The sequence below is a fragment of the Stenotrophomonas sp. SY1 genome (assembly GCF_021202945.1).
GTDB lineage: Bacteria > Pseudomonadota > Gammaproteobacteria > Xanthomonadales > Xanthomonadaceae > Stenotrophomonas.
The window spans coordinates 472,659-491,249 of the sequence record NZ_JAJOYR010000001.1 but is presented as its reverse complement, the minus strand read 5'-3'; the positions used below and the strand labels follow the sequence as shown (position 1 = coordinate 491,249).

Annotated in this window: 16 protein-coding genes; 5 read left to right on the top strand and 11 right to left on the bottom strand. The window is 65.5% G+C overall.

Features of this window, described 5'->3' with window-relative positions:
• Positions 1 to 6: 6 nt before the first annotated feature.
• Both LR961_RS01940 and LR961_RS01935 read left to right on the top strand, forming a co-directional pair.
• A complete protein-coding gene (locus LR961_RS01940) occupies positions 7 to 975 on the top strand; it encodes a LysR family transcriptional regulator (protein ID WP_232146744.1) in 969 nt (322 codons plus the stop codon).
• Positions 976 to 1,108: 133 nt separating this feature from the next.
• Positions 1,109 to 2,029, top strand: coding sequence for a LysR family transcriptional regulator (locus LR961_RS01935; protein WP_232146743.1), 921 nt, complete (start codon positions 1,109 to 1,111; stop codon positions 2,027 to 2,029).
• 138 nt (positions 2,030 to 2,167) lie between these two features.
• Here LR961_RS01935 and LR961_RS01930 read toward each other — a convergent pair whose 3' ends face one another.
• From LR961_RS01930 to lepB, 6 genes are all read right to left on the bottom strand, one after another.
• Positions 2,168 to 3,484, bottom strand: a complete 1,317-nt coding sequence (locus tag LR961_RS01930; RefSeq protein ID WP_232146742.1) for an MFS transporter — start codon at positions 3,482 to 3,484, stop codon at positions 2,168 to 2,170.
• Between the two features lie 377 nt (positions 3,485 to 3,861).
• Positions 3,862 to 5,559: a D-lactate dehydrogenase gene (dld, locus tag LR961_RS01925; RefSeq protein WP_232146741.1), complete on the bottom strand. Its 1,698-nt coding sequence runs from the start codon at positions 5,557 to 5,559 to the stop codon at positions 3,862 to 3,864.
• Positions 5,556 to 6,695: an FMN-dependent L-lactate dehydrogenase LldD gene (gene lldD, locus LR961_RS01920; protein WP_232146740.1), complete on the bottom strand. Its 1,140-nt coding sequence runs from the start codon at positions 6,693 to 6,695 to the stop codon at positions 5,556 to 5,558. Before lldD ends, dld begins: the two co-directional genes overlap by 4 nt.
• 3 nt (positions 6,696 to 6,698) lie before the next feature.
• A complete protein-coding gene (gene lldR, locus LR961_RS01915; RefSeq protein ID WP_232146739.1) occupies positions 6,699 to 7,463 on the bottom strand; it encodes a transcriptional regulator LldR in 765 nt (254 codons plus the stop codon).
• A 54-nt stretch (positions 7,464 to 7,517) separates the two neighbouring features.
• Complete coding sequence (gene lldP, locus LR961_RS01910; RefSeq protein ID WP_232146738.1) at positions 7,518 to 9,176, bottom strand: L-lactate permease; 1,659 nt, start codon at positions 9,174 to 9,176, stop codon at positions 7,518 to 7,520.
• Positions 9,177 to 9,549: 373 nt separating this feature from the next.
• Positions 9,550 to 10,170: a signal peptidase I gene (gene lepB, locus LR961_RS01905; RefSeq protein ID WP_232146737.1), complete on the bottom strand. Its 621-nt coding sequence runs from the start codon at positions 10,168 to 10,170 to the stop codon at positions 9,550 to 9,552.
• 172 nt (positions 10,171 to 10,342) lie between these two features.
• On the opposite strand from lepB, the gene LR961_RS01900 reads away from it, so the two are divergent.
• The 3 genes from LR961_RS01900 to LR961_RS01890 all read left to right on the top strand — a co-directional run bounded on the left by LR961_RS01900 (position 10,343) and on the right by LR961_RS01890 (position 11,569).
• Entirely contained in the window at positions 10,343 to 10,750 is a 408-nt protein-coding gene (locus LR961_RS01900; RefSeq protein ID WP_232149335.1) for a hypothetical protein, read from the top strand.
• A gap of 3 nt (positions 10,751 to 10,753) precedes the next feature.
• Complete coding sequence (locus tag LR961_RS01895) at positions 10,754 to 11,197, top strand: 3-dehydroquinate dehydratase (protein WP_232146736.1); 444 nt, start codon at positions 10,754 to 10,756, stop codon at positions 11,195 to 11,197.
• A gap of 147 nt (positions 11,198 to 11,344) precedes the next feature.
• Complete coding sequence (locus LR961_RS01890; RefSeq protein WP_232146735.1) at positions 11,345 to 11,569, top strand: hypothetical protein; 225 nt, start codon at positions 11,345 to 11,347, stop codon at positions 11,567 to 11,569.
• Positions 11,570 to 11,770: 201 nt separating this feature from the next.
• Here the strand turns inward: LR961_RS01890 and dcp are convergent, their stop codons facing one another.
• From dcp to LR961_RS01865, 5 genes are all read right to left on the bottom strand, one after another.
• Complete coding sequence (dcp, locus tag LR961_RS01885) at positions 11,771 to 13,927, bottom strand: peptidyl-dipeptidase Dcp (protein ID WP_232146734.1); 2,157 nt, start codon at positions 13,925 to 13,927, stop codon at positions 11,771 to 11,773.
• Positions 13,928 to 14,038: 111 nt separating this feature from the next.
• Positions 14,039 to 14,599: a lysophospholipid acyltransferase family protein gene (locus LR961_RS01880; protein WP_232149148.1), complete on the bottom strand. Its 561-nt coding sequence runs from the start codon at positions 14,597 to 14,599 to the stop codon at positions 14,039 to 14,041.
• 45 nt (positions 14,600 to 14,644) lie between these two features.
• Positions 14,645 to 15,076 carry an alternative ribosome rescue aminoacyl-tRNA hydrolase ArfB gene (gene arfB, locus LR961_RS01875; RefSeq protein ID WP_232146733.1) on the bottom strand — a complete coding sequence of 144 codons (432 nt, stop codon included), beginning with the start codon at positions 15,074 to 15,076 and terminating at the stop codon, positions 14,645 to 14,647.
• 199 nt (positions 15,077 to 15,275) lie between these two features.
• On the bottom strand, positions 15,276 to 16,205 hold the full coding sequence (locus LR961_RS01870) for a hypothetical protein (RefSeq protein ID WP_232146732.1): 930 nt from the start codon (positions 16,203 to 16,205) through the stop codon (positions 15,276 to 15,278).
• Positions 16,202 to 18,583, bottom strand: coding sequence for an LTA synthase family protein (locus LR961_RS01865; RefSeq protein ID WP_232146731.1), 2,382 nt, complete (start codon positions 18,581 to 18,583; stop codon positions 16,202 to 16,204). Before LR961_RS01865 ends, LR961_RS01870 begins: the two co-directional genes overlap by 4 nt.
• Positions 18,584 to 18,591: the final 8 nt, after the last annotated feature.

The window sequence follows — 18,591 nt, the reverse complement described above, 5'->3', positions numbered from 1 at the left end:
TTCGCCATGGCCACGAAACCGCCCGTAACCCCGCGTTTTTCCTACAAGTCGGACCGGCTCAAGCCGCTGCGCGCGTTCCTGCAAACGGTGCGATTGGGGTCGGTTTCGCGGGCATCGGAAGCACTTTTTGTCAGCCAACCGGCGGTGAGCCTGCAGCTGCAGGCGCTGGAACGGGAGCTGGGGGTGGTGTTGTTCGAGCGCAGCGGGCGGCGCCTGGTGCCCACCCGCGAGGGCCAGCTGCTGTACGACATGGCCCAGCCGCTGGTGGAAAGCCTGGACGGACTGTTGCCGCGCTTTCGCGAGAAGGTCAGCGGGCTGGATGCCGGCGAACTGAACATCGCCGCGAACTCCTCGACCATCCTGTACCTGCTGCCGAAGATCGTCGAAAACTTCCGCCGCCAGCACCCAGACGTGCGCCTGACCCTGCACAACGCCATCAGCGCCGATGGCACCGACCTGCTGCGCAGCGATGCGGCCGACCTGGCCATCGGCTCGATGATGGATGTGCCGGCCGACCTCAGCTATGCGCCGGTGTACCGCTTCGACCAGGTGCTGATCACCCCGCCCGATCACCCGCTGGCACGCAAGAAGAACCTGACCCTGGAAGATCTGTCGCCATGGCCGCTGATCCTGCCACCGCGCCGGCAGATCACCTGGCGGCTGGTGGACCTGGTGTTCCAGCAGCATCGGGTGCCGTACACGGTGGCACTGGAGGTCGGCGGCTGGGAGGTGATCAAGCAGTACGTGGCGATGGGCATGGGCATCTCCATCGTCACCGCGCTGTGCCTCAATGACAGTGACCGCGACAAACTGGCCACGCGCGCGATGAGCGAATATTTCCCACCGCGCAGTTATGGCGTGGTGGTGCGCCGGGGCAAGGTGCTGTCGCCGCAGGCGCGGGCGTTTGTGGAGTTGATCCAGCCGGATCTGTTCGCACCGAGGCAGTACGACGATACCGGGCATTCGGAGCGTTAAGGCCGTGGCTATCATCTCACTTGCCGTCATTCCCGCGAAGGCGGGAATGACGATCTGCGGGTTGGCGGGCAAGCCCAACACGTCACCCGGCGTCCCCTGACTACAATCCCCCAACCTTCCCCCGGACTTCCCCATGCCCTTGGAACTCCGTCACCTGCGCTACTTTCTCGCCGTGGCCGACACGCTGCACTTCGGTCGCGCTGCCGAGCGCCTGGGCATGTCGCAACCGCCACTCAGCCAGCAGATACGTCAACTCGAGACGTTGATCGGCGCGCATCTTTTCGTACGCAGCCATCGCCGCGTGCAGCTCACGCCCGCCGGGCTGGTGCTGCTGGAACAGGCACGCGAGATCCTGCAGCGCGTCGATACCGCGGTGGACATGGTGCAGCGCTCGCAGCGCGGTGAAAGCGGCGAACTGCGCATCGGCCTTACCCGCGCCACGCCCCTTTTGCCGCAGATTCCACGCGCGTTCTTCGCCTATCGCCAGCAACATCCGCAGGTGCAGCTGCAGTTGCGCGAGATGAACAGCCTGCGCCAGATCGATGCGCTGCTGGCCGATGAGCTGGACGTGGGCATCATCCGCAAGCGCGTGCTGCCTTCGGAACTGGTCGCCAAGCGCCTGCTCGACGACCCGCTTGCGCTGGTCGTGCATGCCACGCATCCGGCACTGGCGGGCAAGGACCCGAAGCGCACGACGTTGTCCCTGCGCCAGTTCGCGCTGGACCCGTTCGTCGGCTTCTCGCGCGATGCCGGCGCCGGCATCCACGACCATGTGATCACGCTGTGCCGCAACGCCGGTTTCAGCCCCCGCATCGTGCAGGAAGCGGGCGAATCGTCGACGTTGATCAGCCTGGTCGCGGCCGGCCTGGGCGTGTGCGTGCTGCCCTCCTCGTGCAGCCACATCCAGGTGGAGGGTGCGTGCTTTGTGGCCTTGAGTGACCGCGGCGCGGCATCGGAGATCCAACTGGCGTGGCGGCGCGAAGCGGTGACGCCGCTGATGCGGCAGTTCATCGCGTTGTTGAAGCAGGAAGTGGGTTCTATTGCGAAAAGCTGACCCCTCTCCCCAACCCCTCTCCCGCAAGGGGAGAGGGGCTATGGAAGCTGCGGTTGCAGGAACTGCTTCAACATGCGGGAAGTTGAGCCCCTCTCCCCTTGCGGGAGAGGGGTTGGGGAGAGGGGGCAGCCGTTGCAGTCAACGCGCCAACACCGGCACGCCGACCTGCACCTGATGCCACACCCGCCACGCCGCACCCACGCCAGCCAGTGTCAGCAGCAAGGTGAAACCGCACACACCGGCCCAACCCCAGCGCGTATAGAACACGCCGCCCAGCGCACCCAGCACGCTCGACCCCAGGTAGTACGAGAACAGATACAACGCTGACGCTTCGGCACGCAGGTCACCGGCACGCACCCCCACCCAGCTGCTCGCCACCGAGTGCCCGCCGAAAAATCCAAAGGTGACCAGCGCGATGCCCAGGGCAACCGCAGCCAACCACGGCAGCATCAGCAACACGACACCGGCCAGCACCAGAGCGAAGGAAAGGGCCAGCACCGGTCCGCGACCCAGCCGGTTCGCCAGTTGTCCCATCCATGCCGAGCTGAAACTGCCCACCAGGTAGACGGTGAAGATCAAGCCCACCACCGTCTGGCTCAGCCCGTAGGGCGGTGCCAGCAGGTGGTAACCAAGATAGTTGTAGAGCGTGACGAAGATGCCCAGCAGCAGGAAGCCGCAGGCGAACAACCAGGGCAACGCATCATCGTGGAACAGTCCGGCGAAGCGGGCCGGCAGCCGCGTCACTTCCGCGCGTCTGGCACGGAAGTGACGCGATGCGGGTAATTGTGTCCACAGCGCCACCGTCGCCAGCAGGGCGATCGCACCCACTGCACCGATGCCCGCACGCCAGCCCCAGTGATCGGCCACCACGCCGGCGATCAGCCGGCCACTCATCCCGCCCACGGCATTGCCACCGATGTACAGGCCCATCGCCAGCCCCAGCGAGCGACTGTCCATTTCCTCGACCAGCCAGGTCATCGCCACTGCCGGCACACCACTCAGGCTCAGCCCAAGCAACGTCCGCAACACCAGCAGCGTGCTCCAGTCATCGACCAATGCGGTGGCCAATGTGAGCAACGCCGAACTCATCAGCGAAACCACCATCACCGGCCGGCGGCCGATGCGGTCGGACACGATGCCGGCCACCAGCATCGACACCGCCAATACCCCCGTGCTGACCGACAACGCCAGCGCGCTGTTACCGGCACTCACGCCGAAGTGGCTGCTGAAACCCGGCAACAGCGGCTGCACGCAGTACAACACGCCAAAGGTGGCGAAGCCGGCCATGAACAGCGCCAGCACCGCGCGCCGGAATTCAGACGTGCCCTGTTGGATGTGGGGCTGTTCGGCGCTGACGGTCAATGCCGTCGCCGGGGCCAGGGATTCACGGCAGGTGGGCGCGCCGTTGCGTTCAAGTTCCATCGCATCAAGGCCGTCGCGGCCGGACCGGTTCATTGAAGATGCGGAAAGCTTGAACCTGTTGAACAGGTCGATCCATAACCTGTTGTGTACGGATTGATATGTAGAAGGTATCGATTCAGGAGCCGATGACAGCGCCGAATTACATGACGGTGGATGCCATCCCTTCTCCCGTGTTCGGGAGAAGGTGCCCCGAAGGGGCGGATGAGGGCAGCTTTGGCTCTTAGCTTTGGCTCTTGGCCTTTCCAGCTAGAAGCTTTCCCTCACCCCAACCCCCGCTCCGCGCCCCGGCCCTTGCGCCAGCGCAGGGGCGCTCAACGGGCTGCGAACCAATGGTTCGCAAGCAAGCCCGCATCGCCCCGCTCGCGGGAGAGGGGCTTAAGCAAAGGCTTAAGCAAAGGCTTGAGCAAGCCTCAGCAATCACAGCCCTTCCAACCCGGCTGCTTGCTGGTCTGGCCAATGCCGGGGTTGAAGGTGTTGCTCGGATCAAGCTGTTGGTAGAACTCGGCCAGCGCCGGCTTGGCCGGGTAGAGATGGCCTACGTTGTGTTCGGCCGGGTACTCGGCGCCGCGTTCGTCGAGCAGCATCCACATCGCATGCTCGATCGCCATCGGATCTTCGCCCCTGCGGGCGATGTAGTCCTGATGGAACACGTGGCACAGGAAGTGGCCGTAGTAGAGCTTGTGCAGCAGGCGTCCATCCAGATCGGCCGGCAACTGCTCGAACCACTCACGGTCATCGCGGCGCAGCGCGATATCCAACGCGACGATGTCCTGCACCTGCGCGCGATGCACTTCGCGGTAACGCACCGCTGCACCGGCCACGGCGAAGCGATGCAGGAAGGCTTTGCGCCCCTCATCGGGCGTGCAATGGAAGAAACCGCCTTCATGCCCAGCGAAGAACTCCTGCAACCAGGCTTCGGTCGCTGCCGCATCCTGCGCCGACACCTTGAGCAGCAGGTGATGTTCATAGCGCTGGCGGAACTCACCCATGCGCGCCGGCAGATGCGAGGGCAACAAGCCCGTCAATGCCTGCATCACCCGGTCGGTGACGCTGCGCAGCCCGATGCGCTCGAACCAGCCATCGATGCGACTCTTCAGCGCGAACGCCGCAGGCACCCGCGCAGTACCAAGCTTGTCGATCAGCAGGAAGGTGTCCTTGCCGTAACGCTCGCCGATGTCATAGGCGACGCGATGGATGTACTCGCCGCTGATCGGCAACCGCTCGAAACCGGTCAGCAGATGCCGGCGAATGGCGGTCAGGCTCTGCGTCTTGTTGCTGCCGATGTAGAACACCTCGGCCGCTTCCTTGGCAAACGTATCCAGCCGCACCGCGAACACCGCGAGCTTTCCCGCCGAACCCGCCGCCTCGTAATGGCGGCTCGCATCGGCATTGAAACGTGCCGGCGTGTCCGCATCCACCTGCCGCACCTGTTCGGCGTAATGCGGATCGGAGGCGGCGCGGCCGCATTCCAGCTGCACGTCGGCCGCGTTGTAATCGCCACTCTGAACGCGTCGCAGTATCTCTTCCGGCGTATCGCCCAACGCGATACCCAGGTGATTGACCAGTTGCAGCTCACCAGCACTGTCCACACGCGCGAACAACGCCATTTCGGTGTAAGCCGGCCCGCGCCGCACCAGCGCGCCACCGGAGTTGTTGCACACCCCACCCAGCACCGAGGCACCGATGCACGAGGAACCAATTACCGAATGCGGTTCGCGCCCCAGTGGCGCCAGTGTCTGTTCAAGACGGTCCAGCGTTGCGCCCGGCAGGCACAGCACCTGCCGGCCGCCGTCGAGCAGCCGCACACCAGTCAGGCGCAATGTACTGATCAGCACGATCGGCCGGCCATAGTCATCGCCATCGGGCGTGGAGCCACCGGTCAGTCCGGTGTTGGCCGCCTGCAGGATGATCGCCGCCCCACCCTGCACCGCGGCCTGCAGCGCACGCCACATTCCCAGCAACGTCCCCGGCCGCACCACCGCCAGCACCGCGCCATCACCGAAGCGATAACCCTTGCGGAAGCGACGTGTGGCTTTGTCGCCGGTCAGTACATGCGTGTCACCAACTGCCGCGCGCAACTGCGCCAGCAGTACGTCGTGCACGCTCATGCCAGGTTGACCAGCGATTCGCGGCTGATGTCGGCAATGCGGCGTGCGCCGGTCAGCGTCATCGCCACGCGCATTTCCTTGGCGATCAGATCCAGCAGATTGGCCACGCCTGCTTCGCCCTGCGCGGCAAGCGCATAGACGAAGGCGCGGCCCAGCAGCACGCTGTCCGCGCCAAGCGCGAGCATGCGCACCACGTCCAGGCCGTTGCGGATGCCCGAGTCGGCGAGGATCTTCAGGTCACCCTGCACCGCATCGGCGATGGCCGGCAACGCGCGCGCGGTGGACAGCACGCCGTCGAGCTGGCGACCGCCGTGATTGGATACCACGATGCCATCGGCACCAAAGCGCACCGCGTCGCGTGCGTCGTCCGGATCAAGGATGCCTTTGATGACCATCGGGCCTTTCCAGAATTCGCGGATCCACTCCAGGTCCTTCCACGAAATGGATGGATCGAAATTGTTGCCCAGCCAACCGATGTAATCCTCCAGCCCGGTCGGACTGCCGCGATAGGCGGAGATGTTGCCCAGGTCATGCGGGCGACCGAGCAGTCCCACGTCCAGCGCCCAACGTGGGTGGGTCATCGCCTGGCCGATGCGGCGGATGCCGGCATTCGGCCCGCTCATGCCCGAATGTGCATCGCGGTAACGCGCGCCCGGCACCGGCATGTCCACGGTGAACACCAGCGTTGTCACGCCCGCCGCCTGCGCGCGCTCCAGCGCATTGCGCATGAAGCCACGGTCGCGCAGCACGTACAGCTGGAACCACATCGGCCGCTTGATCGACGGTGCCACTTCCTCGATTGGGCATACCGAGACGGTGGACAAGGTGAACGGCACGCCACGGCTGTCGGCCGCGCGCGCAGCCTGCACTTCGCCGCGGCGCGCGTACATGCCGGTCAGTCCGACCGGCGCAAGCGCCACCGGCATCGCCAGCTTCTCGCCGAACAGCTCGGTTTCCAGGCTCAGCTCGGACATGTCGCGCAGCACGCGCTGGCGCAACGCGATATCGGCCAGATCGGAAACATTGCGCCTGAGCGTGTGCTCGGCATACGCGCCGCCATCGATGTAGTGGAACAGGAACGGCGGCAGACGACGCTGCGCAGCCGCACGGTAATCGGTGGAGGCGGAAATGATCATGGGTCAACCGTGGGGGGAAGGTAGACGCGAGGCCCGCGCACGCCGGGCTTCGTTGTCATCGAGCGTGCGCAGCGTGGTGTGCACGAACTCAAGGTGGTTGTGCGCGGCGGCGCGCGCGCGTTCGGGATCGCCGGCCAGCACGGCATCCATCATTTCGCGGTGCTGGTTGGACAGGGGTGAGAACGTCGTGGTCGACGTGTAAAGCTTCTCGCGGCTCTGCGAGATGTTGGTCTGCAACAGCTCGAACAGCCCGCGCATCACCTGCAGCAACACCAGATTGTGCGAGGCCTCGGCAATGGAGAGATGGAACGCGGCATCGGCCTGCGCCTCGCCGGCCGGGTCGTCCTTGCCATGCGCATCCATCATCGTCTGGAACGCCTGCGCGATGCGTGCGCGGTCCGCGTCGGTGGCGCGCAGGGCGGCGTGCCAGGCAGTGGCGCCTTCCAGCGCGTGGCGTATTTCCAGCACGTCGAAGCGATATTCCGGATCGCCTTGGAACAACGGCAGGTACGGTGCCAGAGGTTCATCCAGTGCCTGCCGCGCGCGTGCGGCAGGCTCGGCAACAAAGGTGCCGCCGCCCACCCGCGCCACCAGCAGGCCCTGGCTGCCCAACTGGGCGATGGCCTCGCGCAATGCGGTGCGCGATACGCCCAGCTGCACCGCCAGGGTACGCTCGGCCGGCAGGCGGTCGCCCGGCTGCAGTTGTTGTTCATCCACCAGCGCGCGCAGCTGCGCGGCCACCTTGTCGGAGATGCGTTGCGTACTCATGCCGGCATTGTGGCCCGAAGCTGCACGACGTTGGCGAACAGACGCGGACATGGCTCAGGGAATCATCCAGGTCAGCCAGTACGCCTGCGCGGTGGTGATCAGGCCGACCATCACGGTGAAGATCAGGCTGTGCTTGACGGTGAAGCGGAACAGGTCCGCCTCCTTCCCGGCCAGGCCCACCGCCGCACAGGCGATGGCGATGGACTGTGGCGAGATCATCTTGCCGGTGACGCCACCGGTGGTGTTGGCCGCAACCAGCAGCACTTCGGACACGCCGATCTGCTGCGCCGTGGTGGCCTGCAAGGCCGAGAACAAGGCATTGGAAGACGTATCCGAACCGGTCAGGAACACGCCCAGCCAACCGAGGAATGGCGAGAAGAACGTGAAGGCATCACCGGTATGCGCCAGGGCCAACGCCAGCGTTGCCGACAGACCGGAGTAATTGGCGATGAAGGCGAAGGCCAGCACCATGCCGATCGAATAGATGGGCGTCTTCAGCTCGTTCACCGTCTCGCCGAACGTGTGCACCGCCGCACGTACCGGCATGCGCAGGTAAACGATGGTGATGACTGCAGCCAGCATGATCGCGGTGCCGGTGGCCGAGAACGCATCGAACTTGTAGACCGCTTCATACGCGGTCGGCGTGTTTACGATCGGCGGCATTTTCTGCACCAGCTGATCCAGCCCCGGCACCGGCAGCTTCAGCACCCAGTCCTGCAACGGGCCGCCGGCGGCGAACAGCGCCTTGAACGGCTTGATGCTCCACAGCGTGACCATCGCAGTGAGGATCAGGAACGGCGACCACGCCTTGGTGATCTGCCCGGCGCTGTACTGCGGTGCGTCCAGCGCCTGTGCGGCGGCTTCGGCGCTGGCCTCGGTTTCGAAACGGAAGATGCGGCGCGGCTGCCAACGGCGCAGGAACAGCGTCAGGCACACCAGCGAGGTCAGCGACGCGGTGATGTCCGGCAGCTCCGGACCGATGAAGTTGGACGTCAGGTATTGCGCGATGGCGAACGAACCACCGGCCACCAGCACCGCCGGCCAGGTTTCCTTGACGCCGCGCCAGCCATCCATGATGGCCATGATCCAGAACAGCACGATCAGGGTCAGGAAGGGGAGCTGGCGGCCGGCCATCTGCCCGATCTCGAACGCATCCAGCCCGGTCACCTGCCCTGCGACGATGATCGGAATGCCCATCGCACCAAACGCCACCGGCGCGGTGTTGACGATCAGGCACAGGCCCGCGGCATACAACGGCTTGAAACCCAGCCCGACCAGCAGCGCGGCGGTGATCGCCACCGGCGCACCAAAACCGGCGGCACCTTCCAGAAACGCACCGAAGGCGAAGCCCACCATCAGCATCTGCAGGCGCTGGTCCTCGGTCACCGACAGGATCGACGCGCGGATGATCGCGAACTGGCCGGTCTTGACCGCAACCTTGTACAGGAACACCGCGCCGATGATGATCCAGGCAATCGGCCACAAGCCGTAGATGAAGCCGAAGCCCGCCGCACCCAGCGCCTGCTCCAGCGGCATGCGATAGAACAGCAGCGCCACGGCCAGCGCGATCACCACGGTGATCGTGCCGGCCAGCCAGCCTTTCATGCGCAGCACGGCCAGGGCGACGAAGAAGAAAGCGATCGGCAACAGCGCGATCAGGCTGGACAGCCAGAGGTTGCCAGCGGGGTCGTACAGTTGTTCCCAGGGCTGCATGCAGGTTCTCGACTAAGGCGAAAGGCGGCCCACCCGCAGGTGGAGATTCCGTGGTCACGATCATTGGTATTACCAATAAACCAATGACCTGACCAACGAGCCGCGATTGAATCGCCGTTTCAACGAAGATTCTATTAGACCATAGGGTTAGTCCTGATTTATTGGTAATACCACTTGCCGCAACCATAGGTGCGGCTTCAGCCGCGAAGCGAGTGTGCGATCAGGGCGCAGCCGCCCGCCTATCCCGACCATGCCGTTGCCGGCAAGCGGCCGATGGCGGGCCAGCTTCGCGGCTGAAGACGCTCCTGCAGGATTCGTCGCCCACGAAAAAGCCGGCGACGTTTCCGTGCCGGCTTCTGTGTTTTCTGCTGCGTTACAGCCGCTGCCACTGCGGCCCTTCTCCGCGCCGCCAGTACACCGCCAGCGCCTTGCCGTAGACCGCATCGGCATCGACCAGGCCGAAGAAGCGACCGTCGAAACTGTTGCCACGGTGATCGCCCAGCACCAGCAGCTTGCCCTCGGGCAGGGTGATGCCGTTGATGTCCGGGCCGCCACCTTGGTCCAGGTCCAGACGCACCTGCTTGCTGCCAAACGCTTCATTGGCCGGCGCCTGCTGCAACGGCTGGCCGTTGATGCTCAGGTAGCCGTCGTGCAGTTCCACTCGGTCACCACCCACAGCCACCACGCGCTTGATCAGCCGCGTGCCCTCGGCCGGTGAATCGAACACCGCCACGTCGCCGCGCTGCGGACGGCCGGTACCCAGCAGCTGCACATCGGTAAAGGGCAGGCGCAGGCCGTAGGCGCGCATGTCCACGGCAACCCGGTCGCCGGGCTGCAGGGTCGGTTGCATCGAGCCGCTGGGCACCTGGTAATGATTGGCCAGGCTGTCGCGTGCGGCGCACAGCAACAGCAGCATCGCTGCCAGCGGCAGGGCCTCGCGGCGCAGCCAGGCAAGCACGGGGGAAAGCCGGGGAGCAGGGGCGGCTGCGTTCATGGGGGATCACCGGAAAGGGGCTGGGCAGTTGACCGGCACTGCCGGGGTAAGTTCCCGCCGCGAAAAGCTACGCATTGTTTACGCGGGCCGGCGTGGTGCGGCATGGAGGCATTACGGGCAGCAGGCGCATCGTGCCACCACCGCGCCGATCGGCGCTTTGCAAAGGTGTCACATGACCATCCTGTTGATCCGGCATGCACGCGACGCGAACGCGCCGGATACTTCGCCGCTGCCTGCCCGCATCGCCGGGCATGATCTGTCCTGCCAGGACTGCGACTCGCTGCCGGCGCTGGTGCGCTGCCTGCAGCATGCGCACCGCAGCCAGCCGGCCTGGGTGCTGATTGAAGCCGCAGCCGCCAACGAACAGCAATGGACGCTGCACGGCCCTGCCCTGTGCGCGGCACTGGATGCCCTGCCCGTGCCCTACATCGAGATCGCACGCAGCGATGCCGATGCGCTGGACACCCACCTGCATCCGCAGCACGCACCGGCAGTGCTGGTCTGCGGCAGCACCCGCGATGAAGCCTGCCGCCTGTCGCTGGCCATCGCCGCCCGTCGCCTGCAAGCGCAGGAGGCCTGAGCCATGTCGATCTATATCGTGCGCGGCCCGCAGGGCAACGGCCCGTTGCAGCGCGCTGCCGCGCCGCTGCCCGAAGCAGTGCTCAAGTCGCTGGTGCATCGCGCCCTGGACAGCGGCACCAGCATCGCCGTGCGCAACTGCCGTTGCGAGCAGGAGCTGCTGGAAGCGCTGTGCGTGGCCGACCACAGCCCCGGCGAGATCACCCTGCTCGCGCCCGGCGCCTGCGTGCGCAGTGCGCGCCTGCAACGGCTGCTGCCGCGCCTGCACAACACCTACATCGAAGTGCATGACGACGATGGCCAGGAACCGCGCCTGCCTGCTGCGAACGGCCATCGTCTCGGCGTGGCCCAGGGCTTCCGCGCACAGAGCTACGTGCTGGCGTTGGAGATGGCGCTGGAGCACATGGGCTGCAATGAAGTCGGCAACCGTGTGCATGTAGGCACCTGAAACACGCACCTGCAGGAGCGGCGTAAGCCGCGAGGCCAGTGACGCACAACGTCTCCAAGGCACATGTGATTGCAGGCGTCATGCCGCCCTCACCAATGCCAGCCTCGCGGCCAAGGCCGCTCCTGCGCGGTCGGACGGATATCGCCAATGAACACCATGGATCTGAACCACGAACACCAATACGTGGCCGGCTACGAAATCTACGTTGACGGCCACCCTTTCTGGTGGGGGCATCTTGCGGTTCGCATCGATGATGCCGACCCGCTGCTGCACGACCCGCAGGGACTGCTGGATCGGCTGTGTGCGATGGCCGCACAGCGCCACGATGTGGCCGCCTCGCAGGTACGGCTGAAGATGGTCAGCCGGTTGTAACAACCGCTGTTGTAGGAGCGGCGTAAGCCGCGAAACTGGCACCGGTGACGCATGCAAGGCGTCTGCAATTGCAGTCTGCAGAACGCCGTTGCACGTCAGTGGCTTCGCGGCTTACGCCGCTCCTGCAACAACGCCACACACACGAACGGCAGGGTTTTCCCTGCCGTTCGTCGTTTCAATCAAACCACTGCGATGCCGCGATTACTTCAGGCCCCGGTTGTGCAGCAGCGGTTCCACGCTCGGGTCCTTGCCGCGGAAATCGCGGTAGGCGGTGGACAGGTCGCGGGTGTTGCCGATCGACAGGATCTTGTCGCGGAACACCTGGCCGTTCTCACGGGTCAGGCCGCCGTTCTCCTTGAACCACTCGAAGGCGTCATGGTCGATCATCTCCGCCCAGAAATAGGCGTAGTAACCGGCCGAATAACCACCGCCCCAGATGTGGTCGAAGTAGCTGCTGCGATAACGCGGCGGCACCTGCGTCAGGTCCACCTTGAAATGCTTGAGCGCGTCGGCTTCGAACTTGTCCACATCCTGCAACGGCGCGTCGGCGCCCTGCGTGTGCCAGGCCAGGTCCAGCAATGCCGCCGACAGGTATTCGGTGGTCATGTAGCCCTGGTTGAAGGTCTTGGCCTTGGCGATCTTGTCCACCAACGCCTGCGGCATCGCTTCCTTGGTCTGGTAGTGCTTGGCGTAGTTGGCAAATACCTTCGGGTCCGAGGCCCAGTGCTCGTTGAACTGCGACGGGAACTCGACGAAGTCACGCGGCACGCCGGTGCCGGCCACGCTCGGGTACTTGGTGTTGGAGAACATGCCGTGCAGCGCATGGCCGAACTCGTGGAACATCGTGGTCACGTCGTCCCAGCTCAACAGCGCCGGCTGGCCGGCGGCGGGCTTGGTGAAGTTGCACACGTTGTAGACCACCGGGCGGGTGCCGGTCAGGCCGTTCTGTTCAACGAACACGTCCATCCAGGCGCCACCGGACTTGCTGTCACGCTTGTAGAAGTCGGCGTAGAACAGCGCCAGCGCCTTGCCGTCGGCATCGGTCACTTCGAACACGCGCACATCCGGGTGGTACACCGGCAGGTCCTTGCGCTCCTTGAAGGTCACGCCGTACAGCTGGTTGGCGGCGAAGAACACGCCGTTCTGCAGCACGTTGTCCAGCTCGAAGTACGGCTTGATCTGCGACTCGTCCAGGTCGTACTTGGCCTTGCGCACCTGCTCGGCGTAGAAGTCCCAATCCGAAGCAGCCGCCTTGAAGCCGCCCTTCTGCGTGTCGATCACCTGCTGGATCTCGGCCAGCTCGCCGCGTGCCTTGGCCGTGGCCGCCGGCACCGTGTCGGTGAGCAGTTTCAGCGCGTTGGCCGGGTTCTGCGCCATCTGGTCGGTGAGGTTGTAGGCGGCGTAGTTCGGGAAGCCGAGCAGCTTGGCCTTGGCTGCGCGCAGCTGGGCCAGGCGCTGGATGATCTTGCGGGTGTCGTTGGCGTCGCCGTGTTCGGTGCGGGTTTCCGAGGCTTCCAGCACCTTGGCGCGCACGTCGCGGTTCTGCAGCGACGTCAGCACCGGCTGCTGGGTGGTGTTCTGCAGGCTCAGCACCCACTTGCCGTCGAGCTTGCGCCCCTTGGCGGCTTCCTCGGCGGCGGCGATGTCGGCATCGGACAGGCCAGCCAGCTGCGCCTTGTCCTCGATGGTCACCGCACCGGCGGCGGTGGCTGCCACCAGCTTGTTGTGGAAGTCGTTGGCGAGCGTGGCTTCCTCGGCGTTGTACTGCTTCAACGTTTCCTTGTCGGTGTCGTTGAGCTGTGCACCGGCCTTGACGAAGCCCTTGTAGGTTTCCTCGACCACACGCAGCTGCTCGGCATCGAGCCCGGCGCTGGCGCGTGCGTCATAGACCGCCTTCACGCGCTCGAACAGCTTGGCATCGAGGTAGATGGCATCGCTGTGCGCGGCCAGCTTCGGCACCACTTCTTCCTGGATCTTCTGCCGCTCGGGGTTGGTATCGGCCTGCACCACGCTGAAGAACACGCGGCTGACACGGTCCAGGATTTCACCGGACTGCTCCATCGGCAGCAGCGTGTTGTCGAACGTCGCCGGCTGGGTGTTGTCGGTGATCTGCTTGATCTGCGCCAGGTGCTGGCGCATGCCTTCGGTGAAGGCCGGCAGGTAATCACTGTCCTTGATCTTGTCGAAAGCCGGCGCCTGGAACGGCAGCGTGCTCACGGCCATGAACGGGTTGGTCGAAGCGTCGGCGGGCTGGCCGGCCGAGGCGGGGGCATTGGTATTCACGGGGGCGGTGGACTCCTTGCCACAGGCCACCAGTGCAAGGCTGATGGCAGCGGCCAGAACAACGGTACGCGACATGAAACGGCTCCTTGGGAACAGGCGTGGATCGATTCGCAACCCTACTCCGTTCGCCGATCTGCGGCATGTGCCGATATTGGCGCATGACCGCGCAGCCATTGCCGCAGCGGTTCAGCCGGTGCCGCGGTTGCGGCCCATCCACTGCCGGTACCACTGGCGGATGGCGGCCATGTCGGCGGCATCGTCACCGCTGGTGTGGAAGGGCGGGCCAAAGCCGATCACCCGATCCGGATAGTGGAAGTACGCCGGAATCACCGGCACCTCGGCCATCCGCGCGATCTTCAGGAAGCCGCCTTTCCATTCCTTGACCGGCTTGCGCGTGCCTTCCGGCGCCAGCGCGTACCAGACCCGCTCGCTGGTGCGGATCATCTCCACCGCCTGGCCCACGGTGCCCTGCGGCGAGCTGCGGTCCAGCGGCACCACCCCGAGCCGGCGCAGCACGGTGCTCAGCGGCCACCAGAACAGCTTGTCCTTGCCCAGGATGCGCGCTTCCAGGCCCAGTGCCATCTTTGCCGCCAGGCCCCACAACCCATCCCAGTTGGACGAATGCGGCGCGGCGATCACCACCGCCTTGGCCAGGTCGGGAATCGGCCCACGAATGTGCCAGCCGCCCAGACGCAGGATGCTGCGGCCCAGCCAGCGCGTGAACGCGCCGCCCCGGACCTGCGGCATGCTCGGCGGAATGACAGGAATCGTTGGGTTCGGATTACTCAAACACTACTCCCAGTTGCGTGTTGAACGGCCGCGCTTGACCTGCGCGCGTTCCTTTTTCTGATCCAGCCGGCGCAGCTTGGAGCCGTAGCTGGGCTTGGTCGCCACACGCGGCTTGGGCACCGCCAGCCCGGCCTGGATGAAGGCGACCAGACGGTCGCGCGCATCCTGGCGGTTGCGGTCCTGCGTGCGGAAGCGCTGTGCATCGATCACCAGCACGCCTTCGCTGGTCATGCGCCGGTCGCGCCGGGCCAGCAGGCGAAGGCGCAGCGGTTCAGGCAAGGACGGCGAGTTGGCCACGTCAAAACGCAGCTCGACGGCGGTGGAAACCTTGTTGACGTTCTGCCCGCCGGCGCCACTGGCGCGCACGAAGCGTTCGACGATCTCCGTTTCCGGTATCGCCAGCTGCTCGGAGATTTCAATCACGCCGGTTGCCATAGCCGCGCATTGTAAGCGGGCCGGAAGGCCGGTAGCGCCGGGCCATGCTCGGCAGGAGCCATCTCCGGCAACGCCGCAGCGGAGCATGGGTCTGCTCTACCCGTGCGGCCGGGGCCGGCAGTGCCGAGCCATGCTCGGCAGGTGCCATCCCCGGCAACGCCACAGCGGAGCGCGGCTCCGCTCCAGCGGCATGCGCCGGTCAGTCCCAGTCCTGCTCGGCCCAGCGCCGCCAGGCGCGGTAATGGTGAATGGCGAAACCGGCAAACGACGGCTCGCCGCCCAGCGCGCGCTCGACCTTGGCCGCTTCCTGCTCGAACACCTTCGGGCCCTCTTCGTAGAAAGTGACCTTGTTGATGTCGTTGGAAGACACCTCCAGCCCGATCACCACCTTCTTGCCCACCTTGTTGGCGTAGGCGATCTCGCTGGCCGCGTGCGAAAGGATGCTGTCGCTGCCCTCGGCCTTGTCGCGGTAGTCCATCAGTGCCACGTAGTCGTACACATCGATGCTGTGCTCGCTGACCGGGCGCAGCTTGCCCTTCCACTCCAGCTCGATGCCGTCGAGCCAGAACGGGATCGCCGGACCGACCGCCAGGGTCGCGCCGTGCTCGCGCTTGATCCGCATCACCGCATCGCTCATGTCCAGGAAGCCGGTCAGCAACCGTAGCCGCGTGTCGTCATTCCACTCGTCCAGGATGTGCGGCTCGATGTCCAGGTTGGCGCCATCAAAGCGCGCGGCTGCCGGTACCGAGGCGTTGTATTCGACCACCCGCCGGAACATCGCTTCGGCCTGCTTGCGGTAGGCCGGCAGCACGTAGTTTTCGGTATTGAGATAGGCCGAACCCAGCAGCGCGTAGACCTTCATGTCCTGCGCGTGCATGCGTTCGATGAAGGCCTGGTACAGCTGCGGCTGCTCCACGATCAGGTTGCGGCCCTTGAACTCGTCTGCGTACAGATACAGCGTGTCGATGCGCTGGGTCTTGAGATAGGCCATCGCTTCGGTGGCCACGGCGGGGTCCTCGATCATCGCGTAGGACTCCGCCTCCCAGGTCCAGAACGCGCGGCTGGCGGCCTTACTGGTGAACGGCAACAGGCACGACAGGGACAACAGCAACGGGGCAAACAGCTTCATGGTTGGCTTCCAGCAGCGGGGGCAACGTCCAATGGCAGGCGATAGCGGCCCTGACCGACCGCCTTGCCGGTATCAGGGTCCGAAGGAAACACCGAGACATAACAGCGCCCGCCGCAATCAGCAGGCTGCGCCGGCTTGAGCTGCAACCGCACCTGCTGGCGGCCATGCGCCGGCAACTGCACGGCGGTGCCGTAGACCTCCAGCAGCTCACGCCCATCCTGGCCGGCCATCACCGCCAGGGGCACGAAGACGCGGCTGGTCCGTGCATCACCGTTGCTGAACACCGCCGTGAGCTGCACGTTGCCGGTACCCGCTTCCAGCTGCGCCGACTCCATCGACAAGCCGCGTGCCACCGGCGCTGCGGCCACCACCGGCGCCGGCGGTGGCGCCTGGTAGGCCACCAGGGTCGGCGCCACGCCTTCCGGTGTCAGTGCCTGCTGCTCCATGAAGCCGGCATTGGCCTGCTGATAGCGCTGCAGGCGGCCCACCACCCAGTCGCGCGCGGCTGCATCGGCGGCCGGCACCAGGTGCATGCCGTCCTGCAACTCGTACAACTTGCCGTCGCGCAGCCACCAGCGGTCGGCCAGGTATTCCATCGCGCTGGTCTTGGTCTGCTTCAACGGCAGCTGATGGACGTTGCGGAAGCTCTCGGCCATGTCCAGCCCGGTGCCCAGCCACGCGGTTTTCTGTGGCCGCTTCAGGCCATACGTGTTGGACAGCAGCGCCAGCAACGACGGCGTCACATCCAGCTGTGAGGACACCGCGGCAACCCGCTTGGGCTGCTTGAGCAATGGCGAGAAAATCAGCAGAGGCACGTGGTAGCGTTCCACGTGTTCGCCCATCGGAATCTCCGGCAGACGGTGGTCGCCGGTCACCACGAACACGGTGTTGGCGTACCACGGCGTGGTCTTCACCGCGTCGAAGTAACGCCGCAGCTGCGCGTCGGTGTAGAGGATGGTGCTGTAGATATCGGCATTCGCGCGATAAGCCGGCAGCTGCGCCGGACTGATGCGCAGCTCGGCCAGGCGATGCTCGAACAGCGCCTTGTAGCGCTCCTGGTCCGGGAACTGGTAGCTGGTATGCATCGAGATGGTCTGCACGGCCAGCACGAACGGCGTCTGCAAGGTGCCGCTGTCGGCCAGCACCCGCGAGACCAGCTCCTTGTCCGGGTAACCCCAGGCACTGAACGGGTTGCGCTGGTAGCCGTCACCGAAGTTGTGCATGTCCACCAGCGTGCGTACCTGCTGCAACTCCACGTAACCGCGCTCGTTGTCGAAGGTGGTATCGGTGCCGTTGTAGAACGCGCTGTGATAACCCTGCTGGCCCAGCACGCTGAACAGGCCCGGATGCGCCGGCATCTGCTCATCCAGCGCAGTGAAACCTTCGTCGGCGAACGGTGCCGAACCAAACAGGGTGGGCAGCACGCCGAAGGTGCGGCCCTGGTTGGCCAGGAAGTTGTCGAAGTACAGGCTGCGCGTGGCCAGCTCGTCCAGGAACGGGGTGAAGCTGCCCAACGACGCCTGCGGCCCGGAGAACGAGCGGCCCAGGCCTTCGACCACGATCACCACCACGTTCGGCGGCTGTCCGTCGCTGGTTGGCCGGAAGTGCGGACCGAGCACGTCCGGTGTGTGTTCATCACGCAGGAACGGGTACTTGGGATCCAGCGCCGCCTCGGTCGCAGCGACACTGTTGCTGCTGGCGTCGGCAGGTGCGGAAGGCAATTTGCCGCGACTGGACCAGCGCCGCACATCGGCGCCAAACCAGGCCAGCTTGTTGCTGGCCAGCTCGCGTGCGGCGTCATCCTTGAGCGTGCCCGCCCCGGCCGACAGCGGCGCCAGCCACAACAGCAGGCCGGCCACCAGCAGTACCGTCGTGCGCCAACGCCGCCCCGGCGCAGCGCGGCTCGCCCACCACCACAGGCCCAGCCACAACGCCAGCAACGGCGCAGACAGCATCAGCAGCGTGCGCGGCTTGAGTGCGGCGCCATCGGCCAGCGTGGTGCGTATTTCCGCCGCGCTGTAACCGAACAGGTCCGCACCCAGCGGCACATGCGCCACCTGGTAGTACTGGTCCAGCAACGACTGGACCACGATGAACAGCGACCACAGCAATGCCAGTGCCATCAACCGCAGGCGTGGCTGCCGGATCGCCAGCAATGGCAACGACAGCAGCAGCAGCACCGGCACCGCGCGCAACAGCACACCCAGCGCCTGCAGCACCGCCACCCCGGCAATTGCCCAGCGCTGGCTAGCGTCCCAGCTTGCTCCGGCCATGCCATTGGTCACCGCCGCCGCCACCAGCACCAGCTGCGCCAACAGCAACGCGGGAAAGGCCGAGGAAAAACGCGCGTAGGCGCTGTCGTGGGGTGTCGCGTTCATCGTGCAGC

Bases quoted from the DNA above. Each gene is read 5' to 3' on its own strand.
- LR961_RS01900 (WP_232149335.1), top strand. From the start codon at position 10,343: ATGACCATCCTGTTGATCCGGCATGCACGCGACGCGAACGCGCCGGAT.
- LR961_RS01890 (WP_232146735.1), top strand. From the start codon at position 11,345: ATGAACACCATGGATCTGAACCACGAACACCAATACGTGGCCGGCTAC.
- lldD (WP_232146740.1), bottom strand. From the start codon at position 6,695: ATGATCATTTCCGCCTCCACCGATTACCGTGCGGCTGCGCAGCGTCGT.
- dld (WP_232146741.1), bottom strand. From the start codon at position 5,559: ATGAGCGTGCACGACGTACTGCTGGCGCAGTTGCGCGCGGCAGTTGGT.
- dcp (WP_232146734.1), bottom strand. From the start codon at position 13,927: ATGTCGCGTACCGTTGTTCTGGCCGCTGCCATCAGCCTTGCACTGGTG.
- lepB (WP_232146737.1), bottom strand. From the start codon at position 10,170: ATGAACGCAGCCGCCCCTGCTCCCCGGCTTTCCCCCGTGCTTGCCTGG.
- lldP (WP_232146738.1), bottom strand. From the start codon at position 9,176: ATGCAGCCCTGGGAACAACTGTACGACCCCGCTGGCAACCTCTGGCTG.
- LR961_RS01940 (WP_232146744.1), top strand. From the start codon at position 7: ATGGCCACGAAACCGCCCGTAACCCCGCGTTTTTCCTACAAGTCGGAC.
- LR961_RS01870 (WP_232146732.1), bottom strand. From the start codon at position 16,205: ATGAAGCTGTTTGCCCCGTTGCTGTTGTCCCTGTCGTGCCTGTTGCCG.
- LR961_RS01930 (WP_232146742.1), bottom strand. From the start codon at position 3,484: ATGAACCGGTCCGGCCGCGACGGCCTTGATGCGATGGAACTTGAACGC.
- lldR (WP_232146739.1), bottom strand. From the start codon at position 7,463: ATGAGTACGCAACGCATCTCCGACAAGGTGGCCGCGCAGCTGCGCGCG.
- LR961_RS01865 (WP_232146731.1), bottom strand. From the start codon at position 18,583: ATGAACGCGACACCCCACGACAGCGCCTACGCGCGTTTTTCCTCGGCC.
- LR961_RS01935 (WP_232146743.1), top strand. From the start codon at position 1,109: ATGCCCTTGGAACTCCGTCACCTGCGCTACTTTCTCGCCGTGGCCGAC.
- LR961_RS01880 (WP_232149148.1), bottom strand. From the start codon at position 14,599: ATGCCGCAGGTCCGGGGCGGCGCGTTCACGCGCTGGCTGGGCCGCAGC.
- LR961_RS01895 (WP_232146736.1), top strand. From the start codon at position 10,754: ATGTCGATCTATATCGTGCGCGGCCCGCAGGGCAACGGCCCGTTGCAG.
- arfB (WP_232146733.1), bottom strand. From the start codon at position 15,076: ATGGCAACCGGCGTGATTGAAATCTCCGAGCAGCTGGCGATACCGGAA.